This is a genomic window from Paenibacillus sp. 22594, assembly GCF_052044425.1.
Lineage (GTDB): Bacteria > Bacillota > Bacilli > Paenibacillales > Paenibacillaceae > Paenibacillus_AQ.
In genome coordinates this window covers 538104-557809 of record NZ_JBQENA010000004.1, presented here as the reverse complement: position 1 = coordinate 557809, position 19706 = coordinate 538104, and the positions used below count along the sequence as shown (strand labels likewise).

Genomic DNA, 19706 nt, shown 5'->3' with positions numbered 1-19706 from the left:
CAGCCCGGCTGTGTGCCTTCTTTAGGGAGGTGCACAGCCGTTTTTTTGTATATATGGGCTTTCTAAGCAACTTATTTCCATTTGGGCGGTATAATCAGCAGGGACAATCAGAGGGGGAGAATGAATGGGGACTATGAAAAAGCTTATTATTTCCACACTATGCCTGATGGTAATATCGGGTGGCACCCTGCTGTATGCGGCTTCGGGCAAAACGGATATCGCGGTCTACCTGAACAATGTGCTGCAGAAGCAGTCGGGGCTGTTGTCGGAAGGAGAGCCTTATCTGTCCATCGAGCAGCTCCCTGAGAACCTGCACGCGGTATTATCCTGGGATGAATCCGCCAAGGAGGTGCGAATCTATAAGCCCAATGTCAACATGGTCCTGCTGGATGATCAGGGGAAGATCTTTGGCAAGGTGAGAAGTGCGGCAAGCAGCACATTCTCCGTTCTTCTGCAGGTGGATCATCTCAAGACAGAAATCTCAGATCTGAAGATTACCATCACAGATCCTTTGAACAAGACGGTTACGATGGATAATCAAGCCATCAAAGAAAATAAGGAGAGCTTCTGGTTCAAGTCCGTGGAATACTCCTATATGTTTAATGAGAAAGGTAACTATATGATCCAGGTCTACATCAAGGACAGCTCATCCAAAAGCTGGTTTATCGTTTCCGAAATGCAGATTTCCACGATTTAGCGGACTGCGTAATTACAGCAGAAGGTGAATCCTTTTGCCAAAAAGGCGCGCAGACTCTATACTTAAGCTTACATCTAAGTGTAAAGGAGCGGAGGAACATGACTAGAACACGAAACAGCGGAGCGCTTCAATATAAATCGTTTGGTCTGGTTCTGCAGGCACTTGTGATTATGGCCCGTAAAGAGGGCAATACCTGTTCCAGTTGTGAAATCGCCGGGCATTTGTCGTCAGAGCCCACCGTTCTGAGAAAAGCTCTGGCCAAGCTGACCAAGGAACACATTCTGGTAACCCGTGAAGGGCGGGATGGCGGCTACATGCTGAACCGTTCCCCGGAAGAACTGACGCTGGCTGAAATATATAGCGCCATGGAGGCCTGCGGGGTGCGCAGCAATACTGTGAATGAGACGATGTGTGAGAACGCTTTTGGGCTGCAGATGAAAGGCGCATGCGGAGATATTCTGGAAGAGATGGAACAGAGTGCAGTAGCTGTTCTGCAGAAATATACACTGGCAGATCTTGTGCGCCGAACGGAATGTTGACAGGGTGCTTTTTTATGAATTATACTGTGCTTATTAAATCACAGTTAAACGCATCATAAAAAAACAGGGATAGGAAGAGGAGGATTAAGTTATGGCAGCAGAACTGAAAGTAGAACAGGAATTCAGCAAGGTGATTCGGGAACGGCGTTCGGTGCGGAAGTATGATCCTTCCTGGAAAATTTCAGATGAGGAGATCAAGGAGCTTCTTGCAGAGGCTACCCTGGCTCCATCTTCCTCTAATCTTCAGCCATGGCGGTTCATCGTCATTACTGATCAGGAAATTAAGGAGAAGCTACTGCCTATAGCGTACAATCAGGCGCAAGTAACGGAGGCTTCGGCGATGATCGCTGTACTTGGTGATACGGAAGCTTATAGCAATGCGGAAGCTATCTATGGTCATGCCAGTGCTAGCGGGCTTATGCCGGAGGATGTTGCCGCTGCTATGGCCAAACGCAGCCGTGAAGGTTATTCCAGTCTGCCGAAGGAAAAGCTGGAGGACATTGCTCTGGTAGACGGCGGACTGGTATCCATGCAGCTGATGCTTGCAGCCAGAGCCAGAGGCTATGACACGGTGCCGATGGGCGGTTTTGACCCTGCGGGGCTCAAAGAGCTGTTCCAGATCTCTGACCGTTATATTCCGGTGATGCTGATTGCGCTTGGCAAGGCTGCAGTGGAAGGACGGCCAACAGGCCGCTTGTCATTGGAAGAGATCGCTTACTGGAACGGATTCCAGTCATAAAGTCCTGATTGATTACAAGTTGTCTACCAGCGTGGACTCGTATAATAAAAATAAGAGCTCCTGCCAAAGTCCCTTTAATGAGGATGAGGCGGGGCTCTTTTTTTAAATATAAGGATTTATATGTTTCACGCTATCAATCATCCTTATATTTCTCGCTGAAACGAATACCATCTCTTTCAGAGGACGGCGAAGCCGTTTCTACTTGTTCCTTTCGATTTAAACGCCAGATAGAATAGTCTAAAAACTCCTCAAGCTGCTCTACGCTGATCCCGGAATCGATGGCTTTTTTGATGAGATGATGCCATTCACTATCGGGATTTTCGCTCAGAACGGGATTTTTCTGCAATAATGCATCTACAGTTATATTAAAAACTGATGCAATTTTCTCAAGAAATTCTATAGAGGGATTAGATTGAATCCCCCTTTCAATACGACTTAGATAGGACTTGGCAACTTCAGCACATTCAGCTAGCTCTGATAGAGAAAGGCCTTTTTCTATTCTAAGTTGGCGTATACGTGTTCCAATCATAAACAGCCACCTTTTTTGGAGTGAATTATATAGTTAATAGGATAGAAAAACAAGGAGACTCTGCTTCTTTTGAATCAAGTTGATGTATCTAATTTACAAGTGTAAATGCGACGAAAATCACTTTTTTTCCGCGAATTGGAATTTAATTGGTTTATCCGAGATGATTGATTATAAAAATAGATCAATAGTTATGCAGTGGGGTAGAAACAGAGGTAGTCGATAATAACTTATTGATGATGTTAGGGATATGGTAGAAATGAGCAAAGATGACTATATCATATATTGACACTGCTACCCTATAATTGGGTTACGCCGTTGCTTAAAAGGAACGAAAAAGTGTTGCTCGAATTGTTGTGCTTCAACGAACCGTTATTCAGTTGATTTCAAATGATTATTGAACAGGGAGTTTATGAAGCTGGTGGTAACGTGCCAAGAGATTCACAATACTTTTGTAGAGCACATTCCAAGTCTTTATCTTAACATTTTTAACACTATTTAGGAAGGGCTTTCCGCGATTCAACTTTTTTGCAGCGTTCAAGCTGAATGACTAGTTCAAGTCGAGAAAAGTGTTCTCTAAAAGGAACAAATGAATCTTCTGAATTGATTACATGAAAAGTGGAAAGGGAGAAAGATTCAACATATTTTGTGGAAGGAGAACTCAAATTGATCGCCTATGTATCAACTGTAAACGTCATTATCTACATGATATTAACTATGATTTCGCTCTGTTTTGTATTCATTTTCATTCTTAAATCCAGAAAAATATGGATGGATAAAAAAACAAATAAGATCCTGATAAAGTTTGAAGATTATTTTACATATATACAAGCTCATATCGACAGTGATGATCAAATACGGATCCCTCATTCCAGGCTAAACGGTCATGAACGGTATGTTATGCAAAAAAAACTGATCGAGTGGATTGAACACTTTAAGGGAAGCCATCGCGAGAAATTAATTAAGCTGTGTGAAGACCTGGGACTGATCAAACTTGATATAGTACGTCTGCATAGGCCGCTGCCTTGGATACGGCTGGGTGCCATCTACAATCTGGGTGCTATGAGATCTGATCAAGCCATACCAAGGCTTATGAAATTACTAGTGACTCCTAAGTATGAACCGATTGTTTTTATTATCGCTCGTTCCATAGCTAAGTGCGCTTTAAATATAGAACCCTTGAAGGGAATGGCACTGTTTCTCGTAAAACAACGAAGGAACGTTCACCACCTGGTTGTTGACATCATCAAGGAATCAGAATTGGATTGCACCCCGCTTATGGTGGAATTTCTACATGATGACGACAACGATGTGATCAAACTAGGACTAGTAGGACTGCCTGCTTATATGGTGCCAAACGTCGTACCTACGCTATATCGTTTGCTCCATTCCGATGATGAGGAGATCAGAGTGCAAGCCGTGAAGCTGTTAAGCAGCAATAACATGTTGATCCCAACGGGCTACGCCATGGCCGTATAATTTCAAGTGAAAGGAGATGCCATGAGAGATTTTTTGTTAGGATATGGGATTTTTGCAACTTATTACGTGGTAGTCATTAATACTCTTTATTTTTCGATTATGTTGTTTTCATTCAAGAAGATTTTTTCGATTGTCAAAAACAGCACCTATTCGAGATTTCAGGCATTATCCGGCTCGGAGTATGTTCCATCCATATCCATTCTCGTTCCAGCGTACAATGAGGAATTGACCATTATCGAGAATGTCAGTTCACTGCTGGCCCTGGATTATCCAAAGTATGAGGTCATTGTTATCAACGACGGGTCAAAAGATGACACCGTAGACATATTGATACAAGAGTTTGGTCTAAAACCTTCAGAGCGTACTGCGAAAAACATTTTAGAAACTGAAGCGATTCGAGCGGTCTACCATAATCCGGAGTACCCTAATCTATATTTGATTGACAAGAATAATGGAGGAAAAGCGGATTCGCTTAATGCTGGCATCAATCTTTCCCACCATGCGCTCATTGCATCCATTGACGCTGATTCTCTGCTGGAAAAGGATGCACTCATTCGCATTGTAAAAGTATACATGGAGAACCCGGAGGAAACTGTAGCGATTGGCGGGAATATCCGAATTGCGAATGGTTGCGAGATTGAGGACGGAATCGTTAAGAAAGTTCAGTTACCCCATAATATTCTCCCTATGTTTCAGACAGTCGAGTATCTAAAGGCGTTTCTGGGAGGAAGAATTGGCTGGAGTGCCATCAATGGTTTAATTATTGTATCAGGAGCTTTTGGCGTATTCCGCAAGGATTATGTGATAAAAGCAGGCGGGTATCGCGGGGGATATCCGGGTGAAGATATGAACATTATTATCAAGCTACATAAGTACATGCTGGAAAATAAATTACCCTATCGTGTGGCCTACTGTCCTGATGCCGTTTGCTGGACCCAAGCCCCGGATTCACTTCGGATACTGGGCAGCCAGCGAAGGCGATGGGGGCGCGGGAACCTTAAGAACATGCTGGAGTACGGTATACATATGGCATTCCGGCCAAAGTATAAGGTTATGGGGCTGTTAACCCTCCCTTATAATATTATCTTTGAAACCTTGAATCCGTACTTCAGATTTACCGGGTTTGTGGCATTGATAGGATATGTCCTGTTGGATTTAACCAATTGGTATATTCTTGCAATGTTCAGCTTATTAAACATTCTATACGGAATTCTGCTGGGAGTCGGATCACTTTTACTGGAAGAAATGGCATTTAGGCGGTATCCGAGAATTAGAGATGTGTTCAAGATGCTGTTTTTCATTGTCATCATGTTCTTAGGGTATCAGCAGCTGGGGGTTATCTGGAGATTTCTCGGGCATATTGAGTTTTTCAGAAACAATAATACTTGGGGGACCATGACCCGAACCAGTTTTACTAAAGATAAAAAAACTACCGGCTAGGGGGGGAGTACAATTAAAGTCATGGAAAGAAAGTCATCGAAAAAGCTGCAGGATGCGTTTGAATTTTTTCTTACTTACTATCAGGCGGGTCAAATCTCTTACGGGATCATTCTTGTCGAATCCCATGAGATCCAAGAGAAGGATTTGCAGGATATGAAGCTTTACTTCGGTAAGGAGGGATCTATATTTGCACAATACTATTACGATAATGAAAGTAGTATTTTAGCTATTTTGATAGACGATCTAAACCTTAGCCATACCCATTATCATTCTCTGGTTGTTAAGGATTATCTGCTGGGACGGAAGCTGTTAGCCGGACAAATCCTAATCGCGAGCTTCCCGGAGAATGGTGAGTCGGCTGTGCGGATATTAAGTGAGATGCTGGATGAGATGAGTAAAGGTTCAGGCGCGGTTGGGGGAATTCGGATTTTCAACGTTGAAGCTCTGAATAAAAAGCGGAAAATCAGCATTTTAGTAGTCAATGATGATGAAACGGTTAATGAGTATTTGGGCATTTATTTGCATAAAAAAGGCTATGATGTCCATTTTGCCAATAACGGGAGGGAAGGGATAGCAAAATATCTAGAGTTGGGGCCGGATTTGGTGATTACAGAGTTGAATCTGCCGATCATGGATGGTTACCAGCTCATCAATACGATCAAGAATAGTGAACATACAAATAACTATAAAATAATGGTCTTGACGGATAAACGATTGGATGAAGACATCCAAAAATCGTTTGAAATGGGCGTCTCTGATTACATGATCAAACCCTTTTCACCGATAGAGCTGGCTGTTCGAATTAAAAGACTGTTTCAAGAAAATGACGATAAAGGGGAAATGAAGTAATGAAGAACTATTCTGATTTGAAACAAAAAATCGTAGCAAAAACAGCGAAAATCGGGGTAATTGGACTCGGATATGTGGGTCTTCCCCTGGCCATGGAGATGGTGAAGAGCGGTTTTTCAGTCGTTGGCATAGATCTGGATGTCCGGAAAATTGAAAAATTGCTATCGGGCAAGTCCTATATTCAAGATGTTCCGGATGAGATTATTCAATTGTCCATGGGAAAGTTCCTTCCGACTTTCGATTTTTCAGCGCTTGAAGAGTTAGATGCCATCAGTATTTGTGTACCCACACCGCTGAGCGAGAATCAGGATCCGGACACTTCATATATCACCAGTGTAGTCAATATGATCAAGAAACATATGAAAAAGAGAATGTTAATCACATTGGAGAGTACAACTTATCCCGGTACAACGGAAGAACTGATTCAATGGGAATTTGAAAAGATCGGTTTAACCGTAGGTGAAGATTTCTTCCTCTGCTTCTCTCCTGAGCGTGTAGATCCAGGTAATACTTCTTATAACACCTATAATACGCCAAAGGTAATTGGAGGAACCACTCCGAAGTGCGCAGAACTTGGCTCGCTTTTATACGGAAATACGGTGAAAACAGTAATTACCGTTTCTTCGCCTAAGGTAGCTGAGATGTCCAAATTGCTTGAAAATACGTTCCGCAGTGTAAATATTGCCTTTGTGAACGAAATGGCCTTGATGTGCGACAAGATGGGAATCAATGTATGGGAGGTCATCAAAGCCGCCTCTTCGAAACCCTTTGGATATATGCCGTTTTTCCCGGGTCCGGGAATTGGCGGGCACTGCATTCCGCTTGATCCGATGTACCTGTCCTGGAAAGCGAAAGGGTTCCGTTTTCACAGCAAATTTATTGAACTGGCTCAATCCGTGAATGACAATATGCCTGATTATGTGATCAGTAAAACAGGCCAAGTCCTCAACGTCTATGAAAAATCTATTAGAAAATCCAACGTACTCATCCTGGGGATGGCCTACAAACCGGACATTGACGACATGCGCGAGTCACCAGGATTACATATCTATGAGCTGTTTCAAGAAAATGGAGCGAGTGTCGATTACTATGATCCGCATGCACAAAGCTTTGTCGACAAACATGGGAACATGGTTCATTCGATTCCATACGATTTGGAGAAAATGAGAAGCTATGATTGCTTTGTACTTGTTACAAATCACAACAGTTTTGACTATGAGGTGCTTGCCGGTTTAGGTGTAGCCATTATTGATACACGCAATGCTTTTCAAGGCATAGAGGCACCGCATATCTATCAGCTCGGGACAACGGTAAAGATACCGGCTGAAAAAGAATTGCTCTCCCTTTTAGCGTAGGCAGGTTCAGAATTATTATGAAAAATTCAATGGGATGAGGAGATAGTCGGATGTGTGGAATTGTGGGCTATATTGGAGCGGGTCAGGCACAACAGATTTTAACGAATGGTTTGAAAAAGCTTGAATATCGCGGATATGATTCCGCTGGAATCGCGGTTTATAACGGCGAGAAAGTGGAAGTGTGCAAGTCTATGGGACGCATAGCTGTTCTAGAAGAACGGCTGGAGCATTCTCCTCTAGAGGGTTCCGTAGGGATAGGCCATACCCGCTGGGCGACCCATGGACGTCCATCAGATGAGAATTCACATCCTCATACGGATGAAACAGGGATGTTCACTGTAGTTCATAACGGAATTATAGAGAATTATCTTGATCTCAAAAAAGAGTTGCTGGACAAAGGTGTGATCTTCACATCAGAGACTGATACCGAAGTCATCGTTCACTTGCTTGCGGACTTATACGATGGAGATATTGTTTCTACGATTCAAATGGCGGCCGCAAAAATGCGTGGTGCGTATTCTCTCGGGGTTGTCACGGAGTATGAACCGGACAAGCTGATCGCCGTTCGATTGGCTAGCCCTTTAGTTATTGGTGTGGGAGAGAGAGAGAACTTCATTGGCTCCGACATCTCAGCCGTACTAGAATATACCCGTGATTTTTACATCCTGGAGGATGGAGAGATGGCAGTTATTACGAAAAGTGATGTCTCTCTGCTGAAAATAGATTCGAATGAGACGTTTCAGCGTGAACTTTTACGAGTCGACTGGGATATGGTGCAAACGGAGAAGGACGGTTATGAAACGTTTATGCTGAAGGAAATCTATGAACAGCCGAATGCTTTTCGCAAAACCATATTGAACCGGATTGATGCCGGGGGGGAAAACATTGTCTTTGAAGGATTGCAGTTAAGTTCAGAACGAATCCAGGCGCTGGATAAAATCTATATTATAGGATGCGGTACTGCCTATCATGCTGGATTGGTCGGGAAAACTGTGATTGAAGAGCTGATCCGGGTACCGGTGGAAGTGGATGTCGCTTCTGAGTTTAGATACCGCCGTCCGATTATTACAGAGAAAACTTTGGTCATTGTAGTAAGCCAGTCTGGAGAAACAGCGGATACGTTGGCTGCTTTACGGGAGAGTCAACGTCTTGGCGCAAAGGTCCTGGCCATTACCAATGTACCCGGAAGCTCCATTGCCCGCGATGCCGATGCTGTGATTGCTACCGTAGCAGGGCCGGAAATTGCTGTCGCCTCTACCAAAGCCTATACATCACAGTTAATAGTATTCTATTTACTTGGGATGTACCTTGCGCAAGTAAAAGAAGTACTCTCCGAAGATGAGCGTAAGCTCATGATTGAAGCTCTTTGCAAATTGCCTGAACAAGCGGAAGCCGTACTTCAGCGTGCCAACGATATCCGCCTGTATGCTGAATCTATTAAGAATCACAGCAGCTTGTTTTATATGGGCCGCGGTATGGATTATGCCGTTGCCCTGGAAGGCTCTCTAAAGTTGAAGGAAATTTCTTATATCCATTCTGAGGCATACGCGGCAGGTGAACTAAAGCATGGGACGCTTGCATTAATTGAGGAAGGAACGCCCGTGGTTGCCTTGACCACCCAAGTGGATCTTTATGAAAAAATGGTCAGCAATATTAAAGAAGTAAAGGCCCGCGGTGCTCACGTACTCGGGATTACACTGGAAGAAAATATCGAGCTGCACAGAGTTGTAGATGACGTGTGTTTAATTCCTCAAACGCAGTTTCTGTTTACACCGATCTTATCGGTACTTCCTTTACAGCTTATTGCCTACTATACTGCCATATCTCTCGGTAATGATGTGGATAAACCACGCAATCTGGCCAAAAGCGTCACGGTTGAATAAGTGGGGAACATGAGACATCATTATGCGGTTGTTCTGGCAGCGGGAAAAGGAACCCGAATGAAATCGAAACAATATAAGGTGCTGCACGCGGTTTGCGGAAAACCTATGGTTCAGCATGTTGTTGATCGGTTGAACAGCCTTAGGGTCGATGAGATCGTGGTCATTGTGGGACATGGTGCTGAACAAGTAAAGGAACAGCTGGGAACGGCTGTGAAGTACGTATTTCAAGAGGAACAGCTGGGTACAGCCCATGCCGTTATGCTGAGCAGGGAATTTTTACAGGATAAGACGGGAACAACGATTGTAGTGAGTGGAGATACTCCATTAATCAGAGAGGAAACCCTGAAGCATCTCATGCAGCAGCATGAAGAAAGTCAAGCGGCGGCGACCGTCTTGACTGCTATATTGGATGATCCTGCTGGATACGGCAGAATCATCCGCTCCCCTGAAGGTTTGGTAGAGCGTATCGTGGAACACAAGGATGCTTCAATGGGTGAAAGGGAAATCTCTGAGATTAGCACCGGAATCTTTTGCTTTGATAATCAACACTTATTTCAGGCGCTTACTCAGGTTAAGAATGACAACGTACAAGGAGAGTATTATTTGCCCGATGTCATAGAAATCCTGAAAAATCAGAATCATCGCATTGCTGCTTATAGGACGGATAATGCGGAAGATGGAATGGGAGTGAATGATAGGGTGCAGCTGGCTGCGGCCCAGAAACTTCTCTGTACCAGAATAAATGAGCAGCATATGAGAAACGGCGTGACCTTTATCGACCCTGATTCAACTTATATTGATATGGACGTTGTTATTGGAGCGGATACGGTCATTCATCCGGGTTCGTTCCTTCGAGGGAATACCTCCATTGGTGAAAACTGCATAATAGGACCTCATGCCGATCTAAGGGATTGTCAGGTTGATCGAGAAGCAGAGGTTCAATACGCTCGGGTTACGGGTAGGAGGTTGCCTAAAATACAATGAACACCACATCACGAAGGAAACCAAAAGGGAAATTCGTTATCTTCGGCATGTTGTTGATAGGGGCAGCTGCCATTTGGTTGTATTTCTATATGTCCGGGCCCGCTTTGATCAAATCGACTTGGATATGGAATCCGGAAATTATATCTAAAGAAGCAGACGATATTGTTGCGTTCAGCAAGCAAAACGGAATTAACCTCATTTATTTACATATTGATCAAAAATCAATTACGCAGGAAGCATATCGTTCGTTTATCCAGAAAGCGGGTGCAGCCGGCATACAAGTGGATGCACTTGCCGGCGACCCCTTATGGTCGTTACCGGAAAATCAAAAAAGCATCCAAACCTTTGTGGACTGGGTACAGGATTATAATCAATCTGTAAATAAAGAAGAAAGGTTCCATGGGATTCATGTAGATATTGAATTTTATACTTTGGCCCATTGGGATGATCATAAAGAAGAAATCACCAAGCAGTGGATGACAAACATAGAGCTTTTGGTCAAAGAAACTAAAAAGGATCAAAAACTCGAAGTCAGCGCGGACGTTCCCTTCTGGATCAATGAGCTTATGATCCCGGGCACAACGGAAACCCTCAGCAAGTGGCTGATCCATAGAATGGATCATATTACGCTAATGTCTTATCGGGATCACGCTGAAGGAACCAATTCCATTATGGAGATCGTTACGCCTATCTTTAATGAGGCTGGTGCTGAAGACAACAAAGTAGTGGTAGGTGTGAACCTTCTAAAAAGTTCGGAAGGGAATGACACGACGTTCCATGAAGAGGGTCTTGATGAAATGGAGCGGCAGCTGACCATTCTAAAAGAAAAGCTGAAGAAGTATTCCCTCTATAAGGGAATTGCTATTCACGATTATGACAGCTGGCGTGAACTTGCGAAATACACCGCCTCTGCTTCAGCGTCAGTCCAATCAACCCCAAAAGCTATGCCTGTTTTTGAATCGGGTGGAATCAAACAAATCGCAAAGGTGGATGGAGAACATCTGACCCTGTTTGATGGTACGTCATGGAAGCAAACCTTCTGGGCGGGGATGAACCTGGGGGCAACCACACCTGGCCACTTTCCCGGAGAGCTTTCACCCTCCCGCACAGATTACCTGCGATGGTTTGCAGAAATGCAAGAGATGCATGTAAAAGTAGTCCGTATCTATACGATCCTGCCGCCTGTTTTTTATGAAGCTCTGAATGATTTCAACGAAAGCGCTGAGGTGCCTTTGTTCGTTATGCAGGGAATCTGGGCACCGGACGAGGAGCTTGCCGGGGAAGATCGTATGGGGAGAGATGCTTTTACCCCGGAGATTACCAAGGATTTCACCAAAGAAATAGAAGATGCCGTGGGGGTCATTCATGGAGATATCACTCTACCCACCCGGTATGGTCACGCAAGTGGAGAGTACCGTACAGATGTTTCGCAATATTTGTTAGGCTGGATTGTAGGGACGGAGTGGTTTCCTTATACAGTTCAGGTTACCAATTCGCTGCACCCGGATATGCCTCCGTTTAAAGGGGATTATTTCACAGCAAGGGAGAATGCTTCTCCATTTGAGAGCTGGCTTGCCTCTATGTTGGAGGTTCTCGCCCATAAGGAAATCCAGTATGGCTGGCAGCACCCTGCCGCATTTACGAACTGGCTGTCTACCGATCCGCTTAATCATCCGAATGAGCCGCTTAAGCAGGAAGATTTGGTGTCTGTAGATCCGATGCATGTGGCAGCAACCTCTGCCTGGACGGCCGGATACTTTGCTTCCTATCATGTATATCCGTATTATCCTGATTTTTTGCGGTATGAGGCGAAGTATCAAAGTTACCGTGACGTGGATGGCAAAATCAACCCCTATGCGGGTTACTTGCATGATCTGCGCGCCTACCATAATGGCATTCCGGTATTTGTATCGGAATTTGGCGTCCCCAGCTCGCGGGGAATCACGCATTTTGGGGCAGCGGGTCTAAACCAGGGGATGCATACCGAACAAGAACAAGGACAGATGGATGCAGCTATGCTTAAAAGCATCTATGATGAACGCTACGATGGAGCGCTGCTTTTTTCGTGGCAGGATGAGTGGTTTAAATATACCTGGAATACTTTCGATCTGGAGATCCCTGTGGAACGCCGGGCGATGTGGCGAAATCGCTTAACGAATGAAGAGAATTTTGGAGTCATTGCTGTAGAGCCAGGCAAGTCCGCTTCAGATATGATCATTCTGGACGGGAAGACAACGGATTGGGAGAAGAGACCGCTTAAAGTCAAACAATCGTACGATAACTTTGATCTCACGGTATCTCACGATGAGGCCTATCTGTATCTTCTGTTAAAGAAGCAAGAAGGAGAATGGGATTTTTCAAAAGATACTGTGGATATCGGCTTTGATACCTTGAAGGGTGGCAGTCTGGTTGCTGATAAAGCGCCCGGTGCAACCTTCTCCAGTGGAATTGAATTTTTACTCCGGATGCAAGGTGAGAAGGATACCCGTCTCTTTGTAAATAGTGCGTATGATCAGCATACATGGCTGTATGCGTATACCAAGAACATGCTGCCTGGAGACCCTAGATACCGCCAGGATAAGCTAGGCCTCTTTCTACCCTGGAAACTTGCGCTCAACAAAGCGCTTTATCTGCCGGTAAGTAAAAAGACAGTTCCTTTTGAAGAGTATGAAGTAGGGCTTATGAAATCCGGAACCACTGATCCTGATGATTCTGCATTTAATACGCTGGCCGATTGGTATGCAGCTGAGAATATACTGGAAATACGCATTCCCTGGATGATGCTTGGTTATACGGACCCTAGTAGTAAACAGGTCTGGCGTTATCCATATGTGGCTGATGGAATTGTAGCTACAACCAGCGAAGGGGTAAAGGTGGAACCCTTTGTAGAGTCGAAGGGTCAATCCTCATTTGCGCAATCTGAACCGGTTTTTTATCAATGGGATTCATGGGATGAACCTACTTCCCACGAACGTAAGAAGCAAAGTTTTGAGATTCTTCGCCAAGCTTATGGCGAATACTGATGGGACGCTTATTAAATTTTTTGCAAAGTTGGCGTATGCAGCAGAGGCTGCCTGAAAGGATGAGAAGGTTTGAGGATTACCCTCAAGCCCTCTCTTTTTTTGTTTTCCTGCGCTTTCTGCTACAATATTTTTAGGGTAGATGAGGTGACTATGACAAGGGGGAGATAAGATGATTCAAGTCTATTCGGCGGACTCCGCCCATCGCTTTGATCATGGTTGGCTGCAAGGGAGACATATTTTCTCGTTCGGTGATTACTACGATCCCGGGAATACGGCGTTTGGCCCCATGCGCGTCTGCAACGACGATACGATCGCTCCGGGAAGGGGCTTCGGCGCCCATCCGCACAGCGATATGGAGATCGTCTCTATTGTATTGTCGGGAAGACTGCGCCATGAAGACAACCTGGGGAATGTGGTCGAAACGACGTTTGGCGGCATCCAGCGGATGTCAGCAGGTACAGGGGCCATTCATACTGAGCATAATCCCTCGGATACCGAGCAGGTACGGCTGCTGCAGCTGTGGTTCATGCCACGCACCCGCGGTACCGCACCATCTTACGGTACGGGCCGCTTTGTTCCGGCGAAGCTTCAAGGCAGGCTGCTCCCTGTAGTAGCTTCCGAACGGTCAGAGGAAGTCGTGGATATTGCCCAGGACATGACGATTTATCTTGGCCGGGCGCAGGCCGGACAGACACTGGATTTTGAACAAGAGCCCGGAAGACGCATCTTTATATATTTGATCGAGGGACAGCTGGAGCTAAGCGGAGACACGGTGTTGAAGCCGGGAGATTCTGCCCGGATTGAAGATGTCTCCAAGCTGGCGCTTACCGCTGCCCAGGATGCACTCGTCATGCTGATTGATCTGCCATAGGCAATACAACTCAGGTCATTTTTTAAGGAGGAATCCAATCATGGGGCAGGAGAGAGTGCTCGTAAAGCATTCCGTAACAGGGCGCATGCTTGTCAGCAGCACGGACGGAGTGACGTATACCTTTGATCAGCGAGGAGATCTGACCTTGATTACTTTATTCGGTGTGCCTGCTGACAAGGGAGCGGCTGTCGTGGAGCTGAGGTCTGAACTGAATGTATTCCGCTTCGAAGAACCGGTGGGAGGGCCGAATATCAAACATTGGTATTATGTAGGGGACAACCTGGTAGCCTACGACATTTCCTCTGAATGCTTAACGATAGCGGTCCAATCGGAGATTGAATATCGGCCGGATCAGTACTGGGAATAGAATATCAAGCTGAAATGAATCCTAACATACATCTGACATTAAAAGTGAATTAATATCGGTTTTGAGTGGATTAAATAAGAAAATCCACTGGATACGGACAAAAGATATTGACAATACGCTCTGGAAGTACTAATTTTGTTATGAAACATAACACGAATAAAGAGCTGAGACAGGAGAAATGAATAAAATGGAATTGTTTGCAGCAATGGAGCGGGACGATTACGAGGAACTGTTGTTTTGTCAGGACAAGGCATCGGGACTAAAAGCCATTATCGCCATTCATGACACAACATTGGGTCCCGCACTGGGTGGAACAAGAATGTGGACCTATGCTTCGGAGGAGGACGCGATTGTAGATGCGCTCCGGCTGTCCAAAGGAATGACCTACAAAAATGCTGTAGCCGGGCTCAATCTGGGCGGCGGCAAGACGGTAATCATCGGGGACCCCAAAAAGGACAAAAACGAGGCGATGTTCCGTGCCTTCGGCAGATACATACAAGGTTTGAACGGCCGCTACATTACAGCCGAGGATGTGGGCACCACGGAAGCAGACATGGATATCATTCATCAGGAAACGGATTATGTGACCGGGATTTCGGCAACCTATGGTTCTTCCGGCAATCCGTCCCCGGCCACAGCTTTTGGCGTATACCAAGGGATGAAGGCAGCGGCGAAGGCGGCTTTTGGCAGCGATTCTCTGGAAGGGAAGACCGTTGCAGTACAAGGTGTCGGCAATGTATCCTTCACGCTGTGCAAGTATTTGCATGAGGAAGGCGCGCAGCTGATCGTAACCGATATTAACAAGGAAGCGGTGAAGCGGGCGGTAGAGGCGTATGGGGCCAAAGCAGTTGATCCTGCAGACATCATCTCTGTCAAAAGTGATATTTATGCGCCCTGCGCCCTCGGCGCCACGATCAATGATGACTCGCTGCCGCTTCTTCAGGCGAAGGTTGTCGCCGGTGCAGCCAACAATCAGTTGAAAGAACCGCGTCATGGGGATGCCTTGCATGAGATGGGAATTGTGTACGCTCCTGACTATGTCATTAATGCGGGCGGTGTAATCAATGTGGCTGATGAGCTGAACGGATACAACAAGGAACGCGCCTTCAAGCAGATTGCCAAAATCTATGACAGTATATCGCGGGTGCTGGAAATCTCCTCTACCAGCGGAATACCTGCTTATGCGGCGGCGGATCATCTGGCACAGGAGCGCATCAACCTGCTGCGGAACAGCCGCAGCACCTTCCTGCGTGACAGTCACCATGTGCTCAGCAGAAGATAACATAACAGCTGCGGATACAATAAAGAGCCTCTTTTCCGGTATGGGAAAAGAGGCTCTTTATTGTAGTTGCCGGAGGGCCGGGAGTAAATACAGCTTGGGAATATCTACTGTACCTTTTCCGGTTCGGGATAAGTTACGCCTAGCGTATCCACGGTGACCTTCTTCATGACCGGTGGCTGTTCCGGACGGTCTGAGCTGTCACGGGGCAGATTCACGATGGCATCTACCACATCCTGGCCTTCGGTAACCTTCCCGAAAGCAGCATATTGGCCGTCCAGGCTTGGATACGCAGCAGCCATAATGAAGAACTGGGAGCCGCCGGAGTTCATATCCTGGCTTCTTGCCATGGACAGTACGCCCTGCGTGTGCGCCAGATTGTTGGTGAAGCCGTTAGCTGTGAATTCACCTGCGATGCCGTAGCCTGGTCCACCCATACCCGTGCCATCTGGATCTCCGCCCTGAATCATGAAGCCTGGAATTACGCGGTGGAAGATCGTTCCGTTATAGAAGCCTTTTTGAATCAAAGAGATGAAGTTATTGACGGTATTAGGAGCGACCTCAGGGTACAGCTCGGCCTTAATGATGCCGCCGTTATCCATCTCTATCGTGACTACCGGATGGCTGGCTGTTGCCAAAGGTACACCTTCAGTGGGTGCCGCAGCACTCTCTTGGGGAGCAGGACTCGCAGCATTGCCTGATGTATTGCCCGCTGCATTGCTGCTGTTTCCGCTATTGGCTGAACTGTTGTTATTCCCGGGCTTGTTGCCGCAGCCAGCGGCAATCACCAGCAGGAGGCTCATCATCAGCAGCAGGATGACGGGATTTCTTCTTGTACGCTTCACGTTCTTAATCGCTCCTTTGATCTATAAATATCGTAGTTCATCTACCCTATCATACCCCGTTTGTCCTGCTCCTTGCAAAAGTGAAGTGACGGCATTGGTTGGCACATCCCTGAATGAGAGTTACAATGAAAGGATGATGCTTCCAAGAATACTCAGAAGGGACGTGTGCAGCATGCGTTTTTCATGGAAGCGGAACCTGATCGTGCTTTGGGTAGGGGTGTTTTTTTGCAGTACAGCATATTCGATCTCGATTCCGTTCCTCTCGATCTTTTTGAGCGACCAGCTGGGTGTTACGAATCATTTGGAAATCTGGTCAGGGTTCAGCTTTGGCATTACCTTTCTTGCCAGTGCGCTGATTTCACCTTACTGGGGGTCGCTCGCCGACAAATACGGGCGCAAGCCGATGCTGATCCGGTCGGGCTTCAGCCTGGCGGCGCTGTATTTGATCAACTTTTTCGTACATGATCCATATGTGTTTATTATCGTGCGGATTTTTCAGGGACTCTTGGCGGGTTTTGTTCCGGCAGCCATTGCGATGGTTGCCACCAATACACCGGAAGACAAGACAGGTTATGCGCTCAGCATTATGTCTACGGCCGGAGCTACCGGGAGTATTATCGGCCCGCTGATCGGCGGCGTGGTCAGCTATTATTCCAGCAACCGCAGCGCATTTCTGTTCTCGGCCGTGATTGTGCTGGTATCGGCGCTGATTGCCACCTTTTTTGCGAAGGAAGAGAATTATGACCGGTCGGCACCGAGATCGCGTGTGCGAGATGATATCCGGGAAGCGCGGGCGAATCCCGCGTTTATGACGCTGCTGCTTCTGGCGGGGCTGGCGACCTTTTCCGTGATGATCCTGGAACCGCTACTACCGATTTATCTGCTCGACATGGGGGTCTCAAGGAACAGCGCCTCCCTAAGCTCTGGCATCGTCTTCTCTGCTGTAGGGATTGCCACGGTAATTATGGCTCCGCAGTGGGGGCGTCTCGGTAGCCGTAAGGGCTTTGGGTTCATTCTGTTTATCGGCCTGGTCGGCGGAGGTATCGGCAATATTCTGCAGTATTTTGTATCGGGTTATGTAGAGTTCGCCATCCTGCGATTTGCTTACGGCTTGTTCTATGCCGGTGTGCTGCCTTCGGTGAATGCGATGATTGTGCAGGTGATTGACCCTGGCTTCCGTGGCCGGGCCTTCGGTCTGAATCAGGCAGCCACCCAGCTGGCAACCATGGCCGGGCCGATTATCGGCGGACTTCTGGGGGCGTTTCTTCCGATCCGCTGGATATTTGTCATTAACGGTGTGATGCTCCTATTGGCGGCGGTGCTGGTCAAAACCCGTAAGCTGGAGGCAAAAGTGGAAGCCACCCACGTCACGGGACAAAAAGTGATACTGGACAATTAATAACAGAAGCTGTTGACAGACCGTCTGCCTGAAGGCAACTTTTCAGCGGACGGTCTTTTTCGAAAGATAAGAAACGGATGCTATCCTTTTTAAGGACCATCGTAGCCGTTTTTACCTGCCTGGCGCAGCTGCTTGACGGCTCCCAGTGTGGTACCTTCGGGAATGCGGACCCACTCACTTTTGGATATTCCAATCTGCTGGGACGTATAGATGCCGGAATGTCCGGAGAACAGGTAGCTTACCAGGCAAGCGATGAACATATAGACCGCTCCGCCTGAGCCGAACAGTTCAATCCCCATTAGAAAGCAGGCGATCGGTGTATTGGTCGCTCCGCAGAAGACGGCAATGAATCCCAGAGAGGCCAGAAAAGGCGCATATAGATGAAGAAACCCGGCTAAGCTGTTCCCCAGGGTGGCACCTATGGCAAAGAGCGGAGTCACTTCTCCCCCCTGAAATCCGGTTCCCAGGGTAAATGAGGTGAAAATCAGCTTCCATAGAAAGGCGAAGGGGGCAACATCCGTCTGAAACGAATCTTGAATCAGAGGAATCCCGAGACCCAGATAATCTCTGGTGCCGGCAACATAGACCAGGGCAATGATGATGAACCCGCCGAGCGCGCTTTTGAGCATAGGATTCTTCACTAACCGGGTGAAGGTTCTTTTCAGATAATGGGTCAGCTCGCTGAATGCGATACTGGCTAGTCCGAACAGAACGGAGGCCAGGATGACTTTGAACAGTACAATCATGGAAAGTGCCGGAAAGACATCTACCTGATAATGGATGTGATGGACGTTCCATAGACGGGTAGCCACGATATCTCCGACAAAGCTGGCTGTGAAGCAGGGGAGCAGCGCCTTATGGCTGATCAGGCCGATGGCGATGACCTCCAGACCAAACAGCGTTCCAGCCAAAGGTGTACCGAAAATGGAGCCGAACCCGCCGCTGATCCCGCACATAAGCAGAATTCGACGGTCAAGGGAATTGATGCGGATCAGTCTGCCGAAGGCTTCCGCCAGACTTCCGCCCATTTGCACAGCCGTTCCTTCCCGTCCCGCGGAACCTCCGAATAGATGGGTAACGAGTGTTCCGAACAGGACCAGGGGAGCCATCCGCAGCGGAATCGTCTCCTCGCCTTGCTGAATCTGTTCAAGGATCAGATTATTCCCCTTGCCGCTGTTTTTGCCGTACCGCATGTACAGATAGCTTACCAAAGCCCCGCCCAGCGGCAGCAAATACAGCAGCCAGGCATGATTCAAGCGTACTTCTGTCACTGCATCCAGGCTCTTCAGGAAAATGGCTGAGGCTGTACCGGACAGCATACCGACAACGCCGCCAAGTACAATCCATTTCATAAAAGTACCCCAAAGCGCCAAATAACTGCTCCTTTCTATAAGCTTCTCCCACCGTGCGTATACTGCTCTCATCTTCCTA

At 46.8% G+C, this 19706-nt stretch carries 16 protein-coding genes and 1 pseudogene; 14 read left to right on the top strand and 3 right to left on the bottom strand.

From position 1 onward, the window contains the following. Positions 1 to 124 precede the first annotated feature (124 nt). From ACTJKB_RS16650 to ACTJKB_RS16640, 3 genes are all read left to right on the top strand, one after another. Complete coding sequence (locus ACTJKB_RS16650; protein ID WP_440835439.1) at positions 125 to 697, top strand: hypothetical protein; 573 nt, start codon at positions 125 to 127, stop codon at positions 695 to 697. A gap of 98 nt (positions 698 to 795) precedes the next feature. Next, positions 796 to 1236, top strand: a complete 441-nt coding sequence (locus ACTJKB_RS16645; RefSeq protein WP_440835438.1) for an RrF2 family transcriptional regulator — start codon at positions 796 to 798, stop codon at positions 1234 to 1236. Positions 1237 to 1327: 91 nt separating this feature from the next. Further along, complete coding sequence (locus ACTJKB_RS16640) at positions 1328 to 1975, top strand: nitroreductase family protein (RefSeq protein WP_440835436.1); 648 nt, start codon at positions 1328 to 1330, stop codon at positions 1973 to 1975. Positions 1976 to 2183: 208 nt separating this feature from the next. On the opposite strand, the pseudogene ACTJKB_RS16635 reads toward ACTJKB_RS16640, so the two are convergent. After that, positions 2184 to 2504 (bottom strand): annotated as a pseudogene (locus tag ACTJKB_RS16635) (helix-turn-helix domain-containing protein); the annotation flags it as partial. Positions 2505 to 3167: 663 nt separating this feature from the next. On the opposite strand from ACTJKB_RS16635, the gene ACTJKB_RS16630 reads away from it, so the two are divergent. The 10 genes from ACTJKB_RS16630 to ACTJKB_RS16585 all read left to right on the top strand — a co-directional run bounded on the left by ACTJKB_RS16630 (position 3168) and on the right by ACTJKB_RS16585 (position 16034). After that, positions 3168 to 3980, top strand: a complete 813-nt coding sequence (locus ACTJKB_RS16630) for a HEAT repeat domain-containing protein (RefSeq protein ID WP_440835435.1) — start codon at positions 3168 to 3170, stop codon at positions 3978 to 3980. A gap of 21 nt (positions 3981 to 4001) precedes the next feature. Then, positions 4002 to 5420, top strand: a complete 1419-nt coding sequence (locus tag ACTJKB_RS16625; RefSeq protein ID WP_440835434.1) for a glycosyltransferase family 2 protein — start codon at positions 4002 to 4004, stop codon at positions 5418 to 5420. A 21-nt stretch (positions 5421 to 5441) separates the two neighbouring features. Beyond that, positions 5442 to 6269, top strand: a complete 828-nt coding sequence (locus ACTJKB_RS16620) for a response regulator (protein ID WP_440835432.1) — start codon at positions 5442 to 5444, stop codon at positions 6267 to 6269. Further along, entirely contained in the window at positions 6269 to 7624 is a 1356-nt protein-coding gene (locus ACTJKB_RS16615) for a nucleotide sugar dehydrogenase (RefSeq protein ID WP_440835431.1), read from the top strand. Before ACTJKB_RS16620 ends, ACTJKB_RS16615 begins: the two co-directional genes overlap by 1 nt. Before the next feature lie 50 nt (positions 7625 to 7674). Next, positions 7675 to 9507 carry a glutamine--fructose-6-phosphate transaminase (isomerizing) gene (gene glmS / locus ACTJKB_RS16610; protein WP_440835430.1) on the top strand — a complete coding sequence of 611 codons (1833 nt, stop codon included), beginning with the start codon at positions 7675 to 7677 and terminating at the stop codon, positions 9505 to 9507. Between the two features lie 9 nt (positions 9508 to 9516). After that, entirely contained in the window at positions 9517 to 10491 is a 975-nt protein-coding gene (gene glmU / locus ACTJKB_RS16605; RefSeq protein WP_440835429.1) for a bifunctional UDP-N-acetylglucosamine diphosphorylase/glucosamine-1-phosphate N-acetyltransferase GlmU, read from the top strand. Positions 10492 to 10580: 89 nt separating this feature from the next. After that, positions 10581 to 13514, top strand: coding sequence for a hypothetical protein (locus tag ACTJKB_RS16600; protein ID WP_440835427.1), 2934 nt, complete (start codon positions 10581 to 10583; stop codon positions 13512 to 13514). A 169-nt stretch (positions 13515 to 13683) separates the two neighbouring features. After that, positions 13684 to 14385, top strand: a complete 702-nt coding sequence (locus ACTJKB_RS16595) for a pirin family protein (RefSeq protein ID WP_440835425.1) — start codon at positions 13684 to 13686, stop codon at positions 14383 to 14385. Between the two features lie 40 nt (positions 14386 to 14425). Further along, positions 14426 to 14752, top strand: coding sequence for a hypothetical protein (locus tag ACTJKB_RS16590; RefSeq protein ID WP_440835423.1), 327 nt, complete (start codon positions 14426 to 14428; stop codon positions 14750 to 14752). Between the two features lie 187 nt (positions 14753 to 14939). Next, on the top strand, positions 14940 to 16034 hold the full coding sequence (locus ACTJKB_RS16585; RefSeq protein WP_440835421.1) for a Glu/Leu/Phe/Val family dehydrogenase: 1095 nt from the start codon (positions 14940 to 14942) through the stop codon (positions 16032 to 16034). Between the two features lie 104 nt (positions 16035 to 16138). Here the strand turns inward: ACTJKB_RS16585 and ACTJKB_RS16580 are convergent, their stop codons facing one another. Continuing rightward, the gene (locus ACTJKB_RS16580; protein WP_440835624.1) at positions 16139 to 16837 is read right to left on the bottom strand and encodes a peptidylprolyl isomerase; all 699 of its coding nucleotides are present in this window, start codon (positions 16835 to 16837) and stop codon (positions 16139 to 16141) included. Between the two features lie 211 nt (positions 16838 to 17048). Between ACTJKB_RS16580 and ACTJKB_RS16575 the strand changes: the two genes are divergently transcribed. Then, a complete protein-coding gene (locus ACTJKB_RS16575) occupies positions 17049 to 18275 on the top strand; it encodes an MFS transporter (RefSeq protein ID WP_440835420.1) in 1227 nt (408 codons plus the stop codon). Between the two features lie 89 nt (positions 18276 to 18364). Here ACTJKB_RS16575 and ACTJKB_RS16570 read toward each other — a convergent pair whose 3' ends face one another. Further along, positions 18365 to 19699, bottom strand: a complete 1335-nt coding sequence (locus tag ACTJKB_RS16570; RefSeq protein WP_440835418.1) for a voltage-gated chloride channel family protein — start codon at positions 19697 to 19699, stop codon at positions 18365 to 18367. Positions 19700 to 19706: the final 7 nt, after the last annotated feature.